Below are 14,906 nucleotides of genomic sequence, written 5' to 3'. Positions count from 1 at the left end.
GCATCTCAGCCTGAGATTACCCGCCAGGACCGACATCAACATCAGACTTTCGGGGCACTTCGGGAGCGGCGGCGGAGCGCGGGGCGCGGACGGGACGCGGGCGGTGACCGGGCGGTTCCGCCGGGTGATCGCCGCTGGTGGAAAACCCGGTGACGGTCGAACGGGCGTGCCGATAACGTCTGTGCCGTGGCCAAGTTGAACCAGATCATCGCCGTCGAAAAGGGCGTCAAGTCGAAGTCCTTCCAGGAGCTCACGCAGTCCCACCAGGACCTGCAGAAGTCCCCGTTGCTGGCCGGCCTGTCCCGGACGTACCAGCCCAAGGACGAGGAGGGCGAGCAGTTGCCGCCCGAGTCGACCCGGGTGCAGGTGAAGGCCGAGGAGGTGCTGCGGACGACCGCGGCGACGCTGACCCGGCTGTTCGACGTGACCGCCACCAAGGACTGGGCGAACACCGAGGCCCGGGCCGACGTGGTGGTCGACGGGCGGACGCTGGTGGCGGACGCGCCGGTGACGTACCTGCTGTTCCTGGAGAAGCAGCTGACGGACCTGCGGACCTTCGTCCGCAAGCTGCCGGTGCTGGACGCCGCGGAGTCCTGGGTGCTGGACGCGTCCACGGACGCGTGGAAGACCGAGGCGGTGCGGACGATCCGCACCAAGAAGGTGCCGCGCAACCACGTGAAGGCGGAGGCGACGGAGAAGCACCCGGCGCAGGTCGAGGTGTACTACGAGGACATCGCGGTCGGGTACTGGACGACCGTCAAGTTCTCGGGTGCGCTGCCGGCCCGGCGGGTCAACGAGTTGGTGGAGCGGGTGGAGAAGCTGCAGCAGGCCGTGCAGTTCGCCCGCGAGGAGGCCAACGGGGCGGAGGTCACCGACCGGAGGGTCGGCGACGCCGTGTTCGGCTACCTGTTCGGGTAGCCCCATGATCCCCCCGGGTGAGACCGGGGGTGGCGCGCAAAGCGCAAGCTGACACTGAGGTTGAAGCTGACGGCGGAGACAGTGGGGGTTCGAATCCCTCCCCCGGCACCACCTGCCGGGGTAGCCCAAGCAGGCAGAGGCATCCCGTGAAACTCAGACTCTCGCTCAAGTCTCAGCATTCGCCGCCGAGCGCCGGATCGACCGGGCGGGGCCAGTAGCGTCGGATGGGGGTTCGATTCCCTCCTGCGCCTCTTACGTGGCGCGGTAGCTTCAACGGTAAAGCAAACGCTGTGAGCATGATCACCGTCCTTAAACGTGCCGGTGCAGAGCAATTGGGTGGCAACCCAGGGGCCCGGGAGCTGGATACCGCTCCCGGGCCCCGTCACGTTCCGGCGGCCTTCCCCGGCGCGCCCGGCGGAAATCTCGTACAGGTGAACTGTTCACATCCCGAGTTGCAAATGTCTTCATGTAGTCGGCAGATCGGCACGCAACGATCGGAAAGCAGTCATCTTCGAAGGATTTCGATCAACAGTCGGATGCGCTGCGATCCCGTTCCTACAGTCGTGCCACCGACCCCGCGACGACAGGAGCACAGGCGATGGCCAATCTGGAGACCTCGCTCAAGGAAGCCATGACCATTGAGGGAGCCATCGGCGTGGCCCTGGTGGACTACGGCAGCGGCATGGCACTGGGCACCCTCGGCGACGGGGGCGACATCGACCTGAACGTCGCCGCGGCCGCCAACACCGACCTGGTCCGTGCCAAGATGCGGGCGATGGAAATGCTCAACCTCCATGACGACGGCATCGAGGACATCCTGGTCACCCTGACCGGCCAGTACCACCTGATCCGGCCGCTCACCACGGCCGGCGGTCGCGGCCTGTTCCTGTACCTGGCCCTGGCCCGCAACCGCTCCAACCTGGCCATGGCACGGCACCAGTTGAAGCGGATCGAATCGACGCTGGAGGTCTGAGCGCGGGTCGGCGGCCCGCCCGCCGCCGGGAAGGGGAGGAAGCATGCCCGTACCGCTCTACCAGGCCAAGGCCGAGTTCTTCCGGATGCTCGGCCACCCGGTGCGTATCCGGGTGCTCGAACTGCTCCAGGCCGGACCGACGCCCGTCCGCGACCTGCTGCCCGAGTTCGACATCGAACCGTCCAGTCTCTCCCAGCAGTTGGCCGTCCTCCGGCGGGCCGGCCTGGTCACCGCGACCCGCGAAGGGTCCACCGTGGTCTACGCCCTGGCCGGCGCGGACGTCGCCGAACTGCTCCGCACCGCCCGCCGCATCCTCACCGAACTCCTGGCCGACCAGCACCTGCTGCTCGAGGAGCTGCGCGCCGCCCGGTGACCCCCGGGCCCGGTGACCCCGGCCCCCCGACGGGCACCACTCCCCCGCCCCCGCGGACCGAGTGGTGCCCGTCGCCGTGCCCCCGGCCTCCCGGCGGGCTAACGGGTGATCAGGTGGGCGAGGCCGTCGGCGAGGTGGAGGTACTCGGCGGGGCGGTTGTAGAGCTGGGCGCTGATCCGGAGGATGCCGCCGCCCGGCCAGGGGCGGACGGCGATCCGGGTGTTCAGGGTGCGGCGGACGGCCACCATCAGGGCCTTGGCCCCGTGCTCGTCCTCCGCGACGCCCGGGGGGAGCCGGACGGTGCGCATGCCGAGGCCGCGGAGGGCGGGCAGCGCGCGCAGGCCGGCGCGTTCGACCAGCAGCTGCTGGCCGTGCGCGGCGAGCCGGTCGTTGTGCTCGCGGAGCTGTTCGACGCCGATCCGCTTGAGCAGGGCGAACCCGGCCGGGGCGGCCAGCCAGGGGGTGTAGTCGAAGGTGCCGCGCCACTCGACCCGCCAGGGGAAGCCCCGGTCGTGCTCCCAGGAGAACATCAGCGGCCGCACCCGGGGCCGCCACTGCCGGTCGACGGCCAGCACGCCGGTCGCGCGCGGGGCGAACGCCCACTTGTGCAGGTTGCCGACCCAGAAGTCGGCGCCGCCGGCCGCGCCGCCCAGGTCGACGGGCAGCGCGCCGGGCGCGTGCGCGGCGTCCACCACCGTGGTCACGCCGCGTTGGCGCAGGGCGGCGAGCAGCGCGGGGGTGGCGATCGCCCGGGCGGTGGGCGAGGTGACCAGGTCGAGGACCGCGACCCTGGTGCGCGGGGTGACGGCGGCCAGGACGCGCTCGGCCACCGACTCCGCGTCGGGGGTGTGCGGGGAGAGCCGCACGCAGTGCACGCTCGCGCCGCTCTCGGCGGCCCGGCGCTCGGCGGCCCGGGTGACCACGCCGTAGCCGTGGTCGGTGACCAGGACCTGGTCGCCCTCGGCGAGCGGGACGGTGTCGAGGGCGATCGCGACGCCCTCGGTGACGTTGGTGATCAGCGCGAGCCGGTTGGGGTCGCCGCCGAGGGCGGCGGCGATCTCCTGGCGGGCCCGGCCGACCCGCTCGGGCGCCTCCAGGAAGAACCCGTCCGGGTCGCGTTCCAGTTCGGCGCGGAGCCGGCCCTGCAGGCGCTGGACCGGCACCGGGACGGCCCCGTAGGAGCCGTGGTTGAGGTGCGCGACGCCCGGGTCGAGGCCGAACAGCGTGCTGCTGCCGCGCAGCGGCGCGAGCCGGTCCGCACCGGCCGAGCCCCCGGCCCCCGCCGCACCGCCCACCGCGCTCGAACCACCCACCGGGCCCGCAGTACTCGCTGTGCCCGCAGTGCCCGCAGTGCCCGCTGCGCCCGCCCCGGCCCGTGCGGTCGGGCCCCGGTTCCCCGAATTCGTCATCGCCACCCTCTCCATGCTGTGTGACATTTCACACTGCATACTTCTAGCCGAACGGCCCCCGGCACGGCAACCATCGGCGGGTGACTCACACCGACCCCTACCTCGCGCTGAGCGCCGCCACCGGCCGCTTCAGCTACGGCTCGCCCCGCGCCGTCACCCTCGCCGCCGACGCGAGCCACGCCCTGTTCCTGCGCTCCACGGGGTCCACCGACCCGGTCGAGCGCCTGTGGCTGTACGACCTGACGACCCATCAGGAGCGCCTGGTCGCCGACCCGGTGGCGATCGACCCGGCCCGCACGGGGGCGGCCGCCGCACTGCCGCCGCTGGAGCGCCGGCTGCGCGAGCGGATCAGGCTGTGGGCGCCCGGCATCGGGTCCTTCGCCGCGACCGCGGACCTGGGCACCGCCGTCTTCGCCCTCGACGGCCGGGTGTTCAGCTGCGCCACCGCGACCGGCACCAGCACCGAGCTCCCGGTCGCGGGGCCCGCGTTCGACCCGCGCCCGAACCCGGCGGGCGACACCGTCGCGTACGTCGCGGACGGCGCCCTGCACCTGACCCCGGGCGGCCGGCTCAGCCCGGCGGACGGCGCGCTCTGGGGCGTGGCCGAGTTCGCCGCGCAGGAGGAGCTGGGCCGCACCCGGGGCCACTGGTGGGCGCCGGACGGCACCGCGGTGCTGGCCGCCCGGGTGGACGAGTCGGCGCTGCCGCTGCGGCACTTCGCCGACCCGGAGCACCCGGAGCGCCCGGCCGAGTCCTTCGCCTACCCGCAGGCGGGCGGCCCGAACGCGGACGTCCGGCTCTGGGTGCTGCGGCTGGACGGCGCCCGGACGGAACTGCGCTGGGACACCGTCGAGTTCCCGTACCTGATGGCGGCGGGCTGGGAGGGCGACGGCGAGATCCTGCTGACCGTCGCGGACCGGCTGCAGCAGAACGTGCTGCTGCTGACCGCCGACCCGGCGACCGGCGCCACCCGCGAACTGAGCCGCACGGTCGACGAGTTCTGGGTGGACCCGCTGCCCGGCACGCCGCTGCGGCTGGCCGACGGCCGGGTGCTGACCTCCGCCGACACCCCGGCCGCGCGCGGGGTCGCACTGGACGGCAAGATCCTCACCGACGAGCGGCTCCAGGTCCGCCGGGTGGTCGGCCCGTGGCGGGACGGCCGACTGCTGATCGAGGCGGGCGACGGCGACCCGGCCGACCAGGACGTCTTCCTGCTGGACCCGCACACCGGCGCGCTGGAGAAGCTCACCGGCGGCGGGGGCGTGCACGCGGTGGCCGCGCACGGCGAGGACGTGCTGCTGCTCACCTCGGCCTCGCTGGACGGCGTCCGGCGCGAGCTGCGGACCTCCGCCGGGAGCGTCGACTTCCCCGACCTGGCGGCCGAACTCCCCTACCGGCCACAGCCGTTGCTGTCCCGGGTGACCGAGCACGGGCTGCCCGCCGCGGTGCTGTACCCGAGCGGGCACCCGGCGGGCCGGAAGCTGCCGGTGCTGCTGGACGTGTACGGCGGCCCGGGCTTCCAGGTGATCGCCAACGAGCCGCGCCGCTGGCAGTTCAAGCAGTGGTGGGCCGACCAGGGCTTCGCCGTGGTGACGGTCGACAACCGGGGCACCCCGTTCGTCTCGCCGGACTTCACCCGGGCGATCTTCCGCCGCTTCTCGCAGGTGGCGATCGACGACCAGGTGGCGGCCCTGCAGGCGCTCGCCGCCGCCCACCCGGACCTCGACCTGGAGCGGGTCGGCGTGCGCGGCTGGTCGTACGGCGGCTACTTCGCGGCGCTGGCGGTGCTGCGCCGTCCGGACGTGTTCCACGCGGCCTGCGCGGGCGCCCCGCCCACCGACTTCCGGCTGTACGACACCGCGTACACCGAGCGGTACCTGGGCCTGCCGCAGGACAACCCGGCGGGGTACGCGGCGGACTGCCTGGTCGACGACGCGCCGGGGCTGTCCCGGCCGCTGCTGCTGATCCACGGCCTGGCCGACGACAACGTGCACCCCTCGCACTCCCTCCTGCTGTCCTCGGCGCTGACCCGGGCGGGCCGGCCGCACAGCGTGCTGCCGCTGTCGGGCGTCAGCCACATGCTCCCGGACGGGGCGCTGGAGCGGGTCGCCACGGCGGAACTCGCCTTCCTGCGGGAAAAGTTGGGCCTGGGCCCGGAGTTCGGCGCGACCCCTTCCCTGTAGCAGATGACATGTGAAATATTACCGCTCATCCCTTTACCCACTCTCCTTGAGGAGCACGTCACTTGCGCAGACTCCCCACGGCCCTCATGGCCGCGCTGACGACCGGCGCGATAGCGCTGACCGCCGTCCCGGCGTTCGCCCAACCCTCTGTCCAGACACCGCAGTTGACGGCCGAGCAGGCGCCGGAGGGCCAGGAGGCCCCGCAGTCGCCGCTGCCGCCGCAGGAGAAGGCCCGGCAGGCCCTCACCGCGCAGGCCCTGCAGCAGGTCAACCAGGGCAAGGTCGCCAAGAACGGCAAGTCCGCGCCGGCCAAGGTGAAGGTCGGCAACGACTACGTCCAGCTGGCCAAGCAGCGCACCGACAAGGTGTTCGTGATCCTGGCCCAGTTCGGCGACCAGGTCGACAACACCACCCAGTACAACGGCCAGGCCCGCTACGGCGGCACCCCGGGCCCGCAGCACAACGCGATCCCGAAGCCGGGCAAGGACGACACGCACACCTACTGGGAGCGCGACTTCAGCCGCGACTACTACCAGAAGATGTTCTTCGACAGCACGCCCGGCGCGAACTCCATGCGCAACTACTACCGGACCCAGTCCTCGGGCCGGTACGACATCCAGGGCACCGTCACCGACTGGGTGACCGTGCCGTGGAACGAGGCCCGCTACGGCTCCAACAAGGGCCCGCAGGGCGGCGGCGCCTGGACCCAGGCCCAGGAGTTCGTCCGGGACGCCACCAAGGCCTGGTACGACGGCGAGATCGCCAAGGGCCGCAGCGCGGCGGACGTCAAGGCGGAACTGGCGCAGTACGACACCCAGGACCGCTACGACTACGACAAGGACGGCAACTTCGACGAGCCGGACGGCTACCTCGACAACGTGATCGTGGTGCACGCCGGCGTCGACGAGACCTGGGGCGGCGGCGCGCAGGGCTCCGACGCCCTGTGGGCGCACCGCAGCTGGGACTTCCCGGACCCGTCCGGCCAGACCGGCCCGGCCGGGAACAGGATCGGCGGCGCGCCGGTCGGCGACACCGGGCTGTACGTCTACGACTACGTGCAGGCGGGCGAGAACAGCGGCGTGGGCCTCTTCTCGCACGAGTTCGGCCACAACATCGGCCTGCCCGACCTGTACCCGACCACCGGCGGCGACAACTCGGTCAGCTTCTGGTCGCTGATGTCCTCGGCCTCGTACCTGGGCCGGGGCAAGAACACCACCGGCGAGTACCCGGGCGACCTAGACGCGTGGAGCAAGCTGCAGCTCGGCTGGCTCGACTACGACGAGGCGCAGTCCGCGACCCGCTCCAGCCACACCCTGGGCGTGAGCGGCTACAACACCGACCAGGCGCAGGCCGTCCTGGTGCACCTGCCGCCGAGCAGCACCACCACCTCGCTGGCCACCCCGTTCGAGGGCGGCAAGCAGTGGTGGAGCGACACCGGCGACAACATGGACGCCTCGCTGTCGCGCACCGTGGACCTGACCGGCGCCACCGGCCCGGCCGCCTTGGACGCGGCGACCTGGTACGACATCGAGCAGGACTACGACTTCCTCTCGGTGGAGGCCTCGGCCGACGGCGGCAAGACCTGGACGCCGCTGCACGGCACCGTCGACGGACAGCCGATCGGTGACACCACGGCCCTCACCCCGGGCCTGAGCGGCACCTCCAACGCCTGGCGGCAGCTGCACATCCCGCTCGACGCCTACCTGGGCAAGAGCGTGCAGGTGCGCTTCCACGTCACCTCGGACTCCAACACCCACGGCAAGGGCGTGCTGGTCGACGCGGTCAAGCTGACCGCGGGCGGCACGGTGCTGCTCGCCGACGGCGCGGAGAACGGCGGCGCCGACGGCTGGGCGCAGGTCGGCTTCTCGGTCATCCAGGGCAAGGACGCCGTCAAGCAGCACCCGCGGGCGTACCTGGTGGAGAACCGCCGCTACACCGGCTACGGCTCCTTCCTGCAGACCGGCCCGTACAACTTCGGGTACTCGGGCGTCACGGGCAAGACCAACGTGATCGACACCTACCCGTACCAGGAGGGTGTCCTGGTCTGGCTGTGGGACACCGCCTACGGCGACAACAACACGGTCGACCACCTCGGCGGCGGCCTGATCCTGCCGGTCGACGCCCGGCCGCAGGCGCAGCGCTTCGCGGACGGCACGGTCACCAACGGGCGGTCGCAGCCGTACGACGCGACCTTCTCGCTGAAGCCGACCACCGCGTTCACCCTGCACAAGGCGGGCGTGGCGACCAAGGTCCCGGCCAAGCCGGCGGTGCCGGTGTTCAACGACCACACCGGGGTCTACACCGACCCGGCGATCCCGCAGCTCGGGGTGAAGGTGCCGGACACCAACACCAGGATCGAGGTGGTCCGCGAGACCCAGGGCGGCAAGCTCACCACCATCAAGGTGGGTCCGGCCTCCTGAGCCCGCGAACGATCCGACACTCCGGCGGCCGCCCGCTCGCCCAGGGCTTGTAAAGAGTTCTTTCTAAAGCTAGCTTTAGAACATGAGCGAGCAGCCGCCGGAGATCCGGCTCACCGACCCGCGCGCCCTGCGCGCGTACGCCCATCCCACCCGGATGGCCCTGGTGGGCCTGCTCCGCCGCGAGGGTCCGCTGACCGCGACCCGCGCGGCGGAGCTGCTCGGCACCGAATCGGTGGCGAGCTGTTCCTTCCACCTCCGCCAGCTCGCCAAGTACGGGCTGGTGGAGGAGGCGGGCGGCGGGCGCGGCCGGGAGAAGCCCTGGCGCGCCACCGCCGTCTTCACCAGCTGGGACGCCTCCCCCGCCGACCCCGAGCAGGCCGCCGCCACCGAGGCGCTGCAACGGGCCGTCCTGGACACCTACTTCGCCCGCGCCGTCGAGTGGCTGGCGCACCGCGCCGCGGACGCCCCCGAGTGGCGCGAGGCCGCCGGGTACGGCGACACCGTGCTCCACCTCACCGCCGCCGAGCTGACCGAACTCGACCGGCAGGTCGCCGAGTTGACGCGCCCCTACCTCGACCGGGCGGACGACCCGGCGCTCCGCCCGGACGGCTCCCGCCCGGTGCTGCTGGTCCAGCTCTCCGTGCCGATGACGCGACCCGGGCAGCCGGGGCAGTCCGAGCGGCCCGAGCAGTCCGGGGAGCGGATGTGACCGCCCTCGACACCCGCCCCGCCGCCGCCGGCCCGCTCCGCCGCCGGATACCGGAACTGCTGCACGACCCGGCGTTCCGCCGCTACTGGACGGGGCAGACCGTCTCCTCGCTGGGCGACCAGATCACCCTGCTGGTGGTGCCGCTGATCGCGGCCACCGCGCTGCACGCCGACGCCGCGCAGATGGGCTACCTGTCCGCCGCCGGCTACCTGCCCTACCTGCTGCTGTCGCTGCACGCGGGCGGCTGGGCGGACCGCTACGGGCACCGCCGCCGGGTGATGATCGCCACCGACCTGGGGCGGGCCGCGGTGCTGCTGACCGTCCCGGCCTGCTGGGCCGCGGGCCTGCTGACGCTCTGGCAACTGTACGCGGCGGTGCTGCTGACCGGCGTGCTCTCGGTCCTCTTCAACGTCTGCAACCCGCCGCTGTTCGTCGCCCTGGTGCCCGCCGACCAGTACCTGCGCGGCACCGCGCTGATCAACGGCAGCCGGGCCGCCGCCTACGTGGCGGGCCCCGGCCTCGGCGGCCTGCTGGTCCAACTGCTCGCCGCCCCGCTGACCCTGGTGCTGGACGCGCTCTCCTTCGTCGCCTCGGCGCTGTTCCTGCGCCGGATCGACCCGGTCGAGCCGCCGCCGGCCGCGCCCGGGAAGGGCTCGACCACCGAGGGCATGCGCTGGATCCGCCGCGACCCGGTGGTCCGGGCGGCGCTGCTCGGCACCGCCACCGTCAACCTGTTCACCTTCGTCGTCGGCGCCCTGTTCGTGCTCTACGCGACCCGTGAACTCGGCTTCAGCGCGGGCCTGCTGGGCGCGGTGCTGTCGGCCGCGGCGGTCGGCACGCTGATCGGCGCGGCCCTCACCGGGCGGCTGGCGGCCCGGATCGGCGTCGGACCGGCCTTCCTGTTCGGCCTGGTGGCCTTCCCCGCGCCGCTGCTGCTGGTCCCGATGGCGGGCGGCTCGGCGGGCGGCGCGGCGCTGCTGTTCGGCGCCGAGTTCCTGTCCGGCATCGGCGTGATGATCCTCGACATCACGGCGGGCAGCATCTTCGCGGCCTGCATCCCGGACGCCCTGCGGTCCCGGGTCTCGGGTGCCTACCAGGCCGTCAACTACGGTGTGCGGCCGGTGGGTTCGCTGCTGGGCGGTCTGCTCGGCAGCACCCTGGGGCTGCGGCCGGCGCTGTGGATCGCGGCGGTCGGGGCGATCGCCTCGGGCCTGTGGGTGCTGTTCTCGCCGATCCCGCGGATGCGCGAACTGCCCGGGCCCGGAGCGGCGGCGGCGGAGCCCGAAGGGGCCTGACGAGGGCCGACGGGACCTGACGGGGGCTCAACGGGCCGGGCACCATAGCGCATTCGCGCATATGCCCGATGGATATGCCGGAAAGTCTCGTCCTCCCGGGGTGCCGACGGTAGCGTTGCGTCCTGGTCAGACTACCGCAGGTGAGCGCGGTGGCAGCGACGCGCCGTGCCCGCCGCACGGTGGGGAGGGAAGGCGGTACGTGCCCGGGATCGAGGAGTGCCTTGCGGAAGCCATGGGGATCACCGGCGCCCTGGGGGTCAGCCTGGTCGACTGGACCAACGGCCTGGCGATAGGCACCGCCGGTCTCGGCCCCGACGGCGACCACGAGGTCGGGGCGGCCGACGCCACCGAACTCGCCCGCGCGGTCACCCAGACCCCCTCGTTCGCCGACCCGGAGACCGGGGCCCCGCCCGCCGAGGACGTCATCGTCACCTCGGCCGGCAACTACCACCTGCTGCGCTTCGTCCCCGCGTCCTTCGACGCCAACGTCTTCCTCTACCTGCGGCTCGACCGGGAGGCCGGCAACCTGGCGATGGCCCGGCTGCGGCTCGCGGCGATCGCCGACCGGCTGGTGCTCTCCTGATGCGGCCCGCCGACACCCTCGCCCCGCCACAGCCCGTCCAGGCGGTCACCGCCGTCGCCGTCCCGCCGCGGCCGCTGCTGCCCCCCTCGGTGCCGCCGGGGGTGCCGCCGCTGCTGGTGGCCTCCCCGGTCGCCGCGCCCCAACTCTCTTTCGTCGCCCAACCGTTCGCCGAACGCCCGGCCGACGTACGGCCGTTCACCGAGCGGCCGTTCACCGAGCGGCCGTTCACCGAGCAGCCGTTCACCGAGCAGCCGTTCACCGATCGACCCTCCGCAGAGCAGCCGGTGCCCGCCGCGCCCCCGGTGCCCGCGCCGTCCGCCCCCGCCCCGCGGCCGCGGCGGACGCACGCCGCCCCGCTGCCGCGCCGCCGCCGCTCCAGCTGCGCGCCCGCCACCACCTTCGAGGCCGCGCTGACCGACCTGGCCGCGGAGGGCGCCACCGGCGCGCTGCACGGCCCGGACGGCGCGGTGCACCTGGCGGGCGGCCTGGTGGTGCACGCCGAGTCCCCGCACGCCGCGTCGGTGGGCCACCTGCTGGTGGGCGCGGGCCGGATCACGGTGCGCGCCTGGGAGGAGGCCCTGCCGCCGACCGGCGAGGGGCTCGCCGAGCGCCTGCTCGGCGCGGGCCTGCTGGGCGCGGGCGAGCTCGAACTCGCCCGGCTGGCCGCGACGCTGGACGGCGCGCAGGACGCGCTGGCCCAGCACGGCGGCGAGCTGCGCTTCGACCCGGCGGCCCGCCCGGCGTTCCGGCTGGCCCGCCCGCTGTCGGTGCTGGAGCTGCGCGGCGCGGTCGGCCGCCGCCGGGCCCTGCTGGACGCCTGCTGGCCGTCCGCCGAGCTGGACCGGGTGCCGCCGCTGCCGACCGGCGCCGAGCCGACCCGGCGCACCGCGGTGCCGCGCCGCCGCCGGCAGGCGCTGCTGGCGGCGGCGGACGGCTCCCGGACGGTGCCCGAGCTGGCCCGGCTGCTGGGGCGCTCCACTTTCGGCACGCTGCTGGACGTCCGGCAGTTGGCCGCGGCGGGGCTGCTGGCAGCCTGCCGGCCGGCTCCCGCCGTCCTCGACCCGCCCCCGGTCGCCGTGCCGGAGCCCGCGCTGCCGGACGTGCTGCTGCCGCCCGGTCCGCGCTCCTACGACCCCTCGGACCCGGAGGTGGGCCTGCTGCTCCGACTACGCGCCGCTCTGGAGGCTCTGTGACATGTCCGACCACCCGTCGTCCCTGCCTGCCCGTCCCGTCATGAAGCGGACGTTCCGACAACTGACCGCCAGGAGGCCCTCGGTGCTGCCGGAGGCCGAGGTCCAGGCCGAGTTGCGCGGCCTGCGGGCGCGCATCCCGCACCTGACCGGTTCGCTGGTCGCCACCACCGACGGGCTGGTGGTGGCGCACGACACCGCGGCGCTGGAGGCGGAGAGCGTGGCCGCGCTGACGGCCGCCGCGCTCGGCGTGGGCGCGCGGCTCGTCGAGGCGACCGGGCAGGGCGCCTTCCGGGAGCTGATCACCCGCGGCGAGCGCGGCTACACGGCGACGTACGCGGCGGGGGCGTACACCGTGCTGACGCTGCTGGCCGGTGCGCAGGCCAATGTGGGCCGGCTGCACCTGGAGGCCCGCCGGGCCGGGGTGCGGATAGCCGCCCTGGCCGACGCGGACCTGGACCGGACGCCCTCCTGACCGCCGACACCGCCCCCACTGTCGTCTCCCCCACCGTTGTTCCACCCACCCGCAGGTCGCGCGACCTGACGGGCCGTCAGTTCCTTTCCAGAAAGAGGTACTCGGAGAAAATGGCTAGTGTCGAAACCGCGCTCAAGGACATCATGAGCGGCATCGAGGGGACCATCGGCGTGGCCCTGGTCGACTACAACAGCGGGATGGCGCTGGGCACCATCGGCGGTGGGGCGGACCTGGACCTGAACGTCGCCGCGGCCGGCAACACCGACGTGGTGCGGGCCAAGCTGCGCGCGATGGAGCTGCTCAACCTGAACGAGGCGATCGAGGACATCCTGATCAGCCTCTCCACCCAGTACCATCTGATCCGCCCGTTGACCTCGCGCACCGGCAAGGGCCTGTTCCTGTACCTGGCGCTGGACCGGAACCGGGCCAACCTGGCGATGGCCCGGCACCAGCTCAAGCGGATCGAACCGGAGTTGGAGATCTGAGTCCTACCTGCGCAGGGTGAGCAGACCCCCGGTGGGCACCCGGACGGACAGTTCGGTGCCGCCGACCGGGGTCTGCGCCCGGGCGACGGTGCCGCCGAGGCAGTCCTGCACCAGCAGGTCGACGGTGCCGGGCGCGCGGTCGAACTCGATCCGGACCAGGGTGTCCTGGTCGGCGTTGGCGACCAGCAGCAGCTCCCACTCCCCCGCGGCCCGGACCGGCAGCGGGGCGTAGCGGCCGAAGGCCAGCTGGGCACCGTTCCGGGCCTCGATCAGCGGATAGGCCAACTCGGGCCGGTGCGGGCGCAGTTCGCCGCGCTGAAGCAGGTCGAGGTGCTCCTTCATGACGCTCAGCCAGAAGGCGACGGCGGTGAGCCGGTCGGCGCCCTGGGCGCCGAGGTCGACGGAGACCTGGGCGGTGGCGAACAGCACCGACTGGAGCAGGACGGCGATCTGCTCGGGGCTCTCGTCGGGGTGCCAGGTCAGCGGGTCGGCGTGCACGGCGAGCGGGCCGGCGGTGAGCCGGAGGTCGGCGGTGCGGACCCGGTTCTCGACGGCGTTGTGCGGGCAGTCGGTGGCCCGGACCATGTCGGCGTAGGGCCACAGGCCGGGGCCCATGTAGTCCTGGCGGTGCTCGATCAGGACGTCGGGGCGGGTGGCGCGGAGCCGGGTGTCGAGTTCGGCGAGGAGTTTCTGCACGCCTTCGGCGACGGTGGCGCAGTCCGCTTCCGGGGAGCCGGTGTGGGGGGCGGCGCCGGGCTGGGGCTTGCGGGCGAAGGTGTCGATGAAGTCGACCTTGAGGCCGTCGACGCCGTGTTCCTCGACGGCGGCGGCGAGCCGGTCGACCTGGTGGGCGCGGACGGTGGGGCTGCGCGGGTCGAGCAGGTGGGTCTCCAGCAGCGGCAGGTGGGCGAGGGTGTGCCCGGCGAGTTCCCGGGCGGCTTCGCTGCGGTCGCCGACGAACGGGATCGCGTGCCAGAGCAGGTAGTTGAGGCCGAGGCCCTGGATCTTGCGGACGTGGTCGGCGAAGTCGGGGAAGTCCCGGGGGGCGGGCTGCCAGTCGCCGGTGGTGGCGTAGGAGCGGGTGCGTTCGTCGGTCTGCCAGCCGTCGTCGACGATCAGGGAGCGGAAGCCGAGCGGGGCGGCGAGGGTGGCGAGCCGTTCGACGTCGGCGGAGGTCATCGCCAGGTGCAGGGCGTACCAGGTGCAGAAGACCGGTTCGAAGGCGGCGGCGGGGACGGTGCGGGCGGGAGCGAGACCGGCCCACCAGTCGGCGCACTCGCGGACGGTGTCGGCGAAGTGGCGGCCGCTCAGGTCGAGGCGGAGGGCGAGCTTCGGGCCGTCGTGCTCGACCCACCAGCTGAACCGGCCGGTCTCCTCGACGGCGCCCTCGCCGATGGTGACGGGGCGGACGAGCTCGCCGACGGCGAAGGTGCACAGGGCGCCGTCGCCGGGGCCGACCAGGCTGCCGACGGGCGCGCCCTTGGGCAGGGACGCCTCGCGGGGCAGGGCCCAGCTCGGGGGCAGCCAGCGGGCGTTGGTGTGGGGCGTCCAGTAGCCGGTGGCGCCGGTGCAGGGCAGTTGCCAGGAGATCCGCAGCCGGGTGTCCGGGCCGGTGGCGGCGGCCTCGATCAGCAGCACGCCGGGGGTTCCGGTCGCGGTGACGGTGACGGCGGGGGCCGCGTCGCCGCCGATGGCGGTGACGCCGAGGGCGAGCGGTCCGGCCTCGACGGTGCGGGTGGTCTCGGTCAGGCCGGACGACGGCGCGGAGCCGTCCCAGGACAGCGCGGTCACGCGGTGGTTCCTTTCGGGGGGTCCGCGGGCGCGCAGGGCCCGCGGGCGCGGGGCGGGCCCGCCCCGGCCGGCCGCGGAAGCGGTCGAACGGCCGGTCGGGGC

At 73.6% G+C, this 14,906-nt stretch carries 13 protein-coding genes; 11 read left to right on the top strand and 2 right to left on the bottom strand.

Annotation, left to right across the window (positions count from 1 at the left end):
- Positions 1 to 186: 186 nt before the first annotated feature.
- The 3 genes from ACIQBJ_RS29750 (at position 187) to ACIQBJ_RS29740 (ending at position 2,264) form a co-directional block, all read left to right on the top strand.
- Complete coding sequence (locus ACIQBJ_RS29750; RefSeq protein WP_400716635.1) at positions 187 to 918, top strand: hypothetical protein; 732 nt, start codon at positions 187 to 189, stop codon at positions 916 to 918.
- Positions 919 to 1,516: 598 nt separating this feature from the next.
- A complete protein-coding gene (locus ACIQBJ_RS29745; RefSeq protein ID WP_400716633.1) occupies positions 1,517 to 1,891 on the top strand; it encodes a hypothetical protein in 375 nt (124 codons plus the stop codon).
- 43 nt (positions 1,892 to 1,934) lie between these two features.
- The gene (locus ACIQBJ_RS29740) at positions 1,935 to 2,264 is read left to right on the top strand and encodes an ArsR/SmtB family transcription factor (RefSeq protein ID WP_400716631.1); all 330 of its coding nucleotides are present in this window, start codon (positions 1,935 to 1,937) and stop codon (positions 2,262 to 2,264) included.
- Between the two features lie 98 nt (positions 2,265 to 2,362).
- Here ACIQBJ_RS29740 and ACIQBJ_RS29735 read toward each other — a convergent pair whose 3' ends face one another.
- The gene (locus ACIQBJ_RS29735) at positions 2,363 to 3,577 is read right to left on the bottom strand and encodes an aminotransferase class V-fold PLP-dependent enzyme (RefSeq protein WP_400716629.1); all 1,215 of its coding nucleotides are present in this window, start codon (positions 3,575 to 3,577) and stop codon (positions 2,363 to 2,365) included.
- Positions 3,578 to 3,753: 176 nt separating this feature from the next.
- On the opposite strand from ACIQBJ_RS29735, the gene ACIQBJ_RS29730 reads away from it, so the two are divergent.
- From ACIQBJ_RS29730 to ACIQBJ_RS29695, 8 genes are all read left to right on the top strand, one after another.
- Positions 3,754 to 5,856 (top strand): prolyl oligopeptidase family serine peptidase, encoded by a 2,103-nt coding sequence (locus tag ACIQBJ_RS29730; RefSeq protein WP_400716627.1) that lies wholly within the window; start codon positions 3,754 to 3,756, stop codon positions 5,854 to 5,856.
- Between the two features lie 62 nt (positions 5,857 to 5,918).
- Positions 5,919 to 8,276: an immune inhibitor A domain-containing protein gene (locus ACIQBJ_RS29725; RefSeq protein ID WP_400716625.1), complete on the top strand. Its 2,358-nt coding sequence runs from the start codon at positions 5,919 to 5,921 to the stop codon at positions 8,274 to 8,276.
- 82 nt (positions 8,277 to 8,358) lie between these two features.
- The gene (locus ACIQBJ_RS29720; RefSeq protein WP_400716623.1) at positions 8,359 to 8,985 is read left to right on the top strand and encodes a helix-turn-helix domain-containing protein; all 627 of its coding nucleotides are present in this window, start codon (positions 8,359 to 8,361) and stop codon (positions 8,983 to 8,985) included.
- Positions 8,982 to 10,280 carry an MFS transporter gene (locus tag ACIQBJ_RS29715; protein WP_400716621.1) on the top strand — a complete coding sequence of 433 codons (1,299 nt, stop codon included), beginning with the start codon at positions 8,982 to 8,984 and terminating at the stop codon, positions 10,278 to 10,280. The genes ACIQBJ_RS29720 and ACIQBJ_RS29715 overlap by 4 nt, the downstream gene beginning before the upstream one ends.
- 232 nt (positions 10,281 to 10,512) lie before the next feature.
- Positions 10,513 to 10,863 carry a hypothetical protein gene (locus tag ACIQBJ_RS29710; RefSeq protein WP_400716619.1) on the top strand — a complete coding sequence of 117 codons (351 nt, stop codon included), beginning with the start codon at positions 10,513 to 10,515 and terminating at the stop codon, positions 10,861 to 10,863.
- On the top strand, positions 10,863 to 12,056 hold the full coding sequence (locus tag ACIQBJ_RS29705; RefSeq protein ID WP_400716617.1) for a hypothetical protein: 1,194 nt from the start codon (positions 10,863 to 10,865) through the stop codon (positions 12,054 to 12,056). The genes ACIQBJ_RS29710 and ACIQBJ_RS29705 overlap by 1 nt, the downstream gene beginning before the upstream one ends.
- Before the next feature lie 40 nt (positions 12,057 to 12,096).
- On the top strand, positions 12,097 to 12,528 hold the full coding sequence (locus ACIQBJ_RS29700; protein WP_400716615.1) for a roadblock/LC7 domain-containing protein: 432 nt from the start codon (positions 12,097 to 12,099) through the stop codon (positions 12,526 to 12,528).
- A 110-nt stretch (positions 12,529 to 12,638) separates the two neighbouring features.
- Positions 12,639 to 13,013, top strand: a complete 375-nt coding sequence (locus ACIQBJ_RS29695) for a hypothetical protein (RefSeq protein ID WP_400716613.1) — start codon at positions 12,639 to 12,641, stop codon at positions 13,011 to 13,013.
- Positions 13,014 to 13,016: 3 nt separating this feature from the next.
- Here ACIQBJ_RS29695 and ACIQBJ_RS29690 read toward each other — a convergent pair whose 3' ends face one another.
- Positions 13,017 to 14,804, bottom strand: coding sequence for a glycoside hydrolase family 36 protein (locus tag ACIQBJ_RS29690; RefSeq protein WP_400716611.1), 1,788 nt, complete (start codon positions 14,802 to 14,804; stop codon positions 13,017 to 13,019).
- Positions 14,805 to 14,906 lie beyond the last annotated feature (102 nt).

Source organism: Kitasatospora sp. NPDC088391 (assembly GCF_044753345.1).
GTDB lineage: Bacteria > Actinomycetota > Actinomycetes > Streptomycetales > Streptomycetaceae > Kitasatospora.
This window is presented reverse-complemented; position numbering and strand designations above follow the sequence as displayed.

Bases quoted from the DNA above. Each gene is read 5' to 3' on its own strand.
- ACIQBJ_RS29710 (WP_400716619.1), top strand. From the start codon at position 10,513: ATGGGGATCACCGGCGCCCTGGGGGTCAGCCTGGTCGACTGGACCAAC.
- ACIQBJ_RS29700 (WP_400716615.1), top strand. From the start codon at position 12,097: ATGAAGCGGACGTTCCGACAACTGACCGCCAGGAGGCCCTCGGTGCTG.
- ACIQBJ_RS29720 (WP_400716623.1), top strand. From the start codon at position 8,359: ATGAGCGAGCAGCCGCCGGAGATCCGGCTCACCGACCCGCGCGCCCTG.
- ACIQBJ_RS29705 (WP_400716617.1), top strand. From the start codon at position 10,863: ATGCGGCCCGCCGACACCCTCGCCCCGCCACAGCCCGTCCAGGCGGTC.
- ACIQBJ_RS29740 (WP_400716631.1), top strand. From the start codon at position 1,935: ATGCCCGTACCGCTCTACCAGGCCAAGGCCGAGTTCTTCCGGATGCTC.
- ACIQBJ_RS29745 (WP_400716633.1), top strand. From the start codon at position 1,517: ATGGCCAATCTGGAGACCTCGCTCAAGGAAGCCATGACCATTGAGGGA.
- ACIQBJ_RS29695 (WP_400716613.1), top strand. From the start codon at position 12,639: ATGGCTAGTGTCGAAACCGCGCTCAAGGACATCATGAGCGGCATCGAG.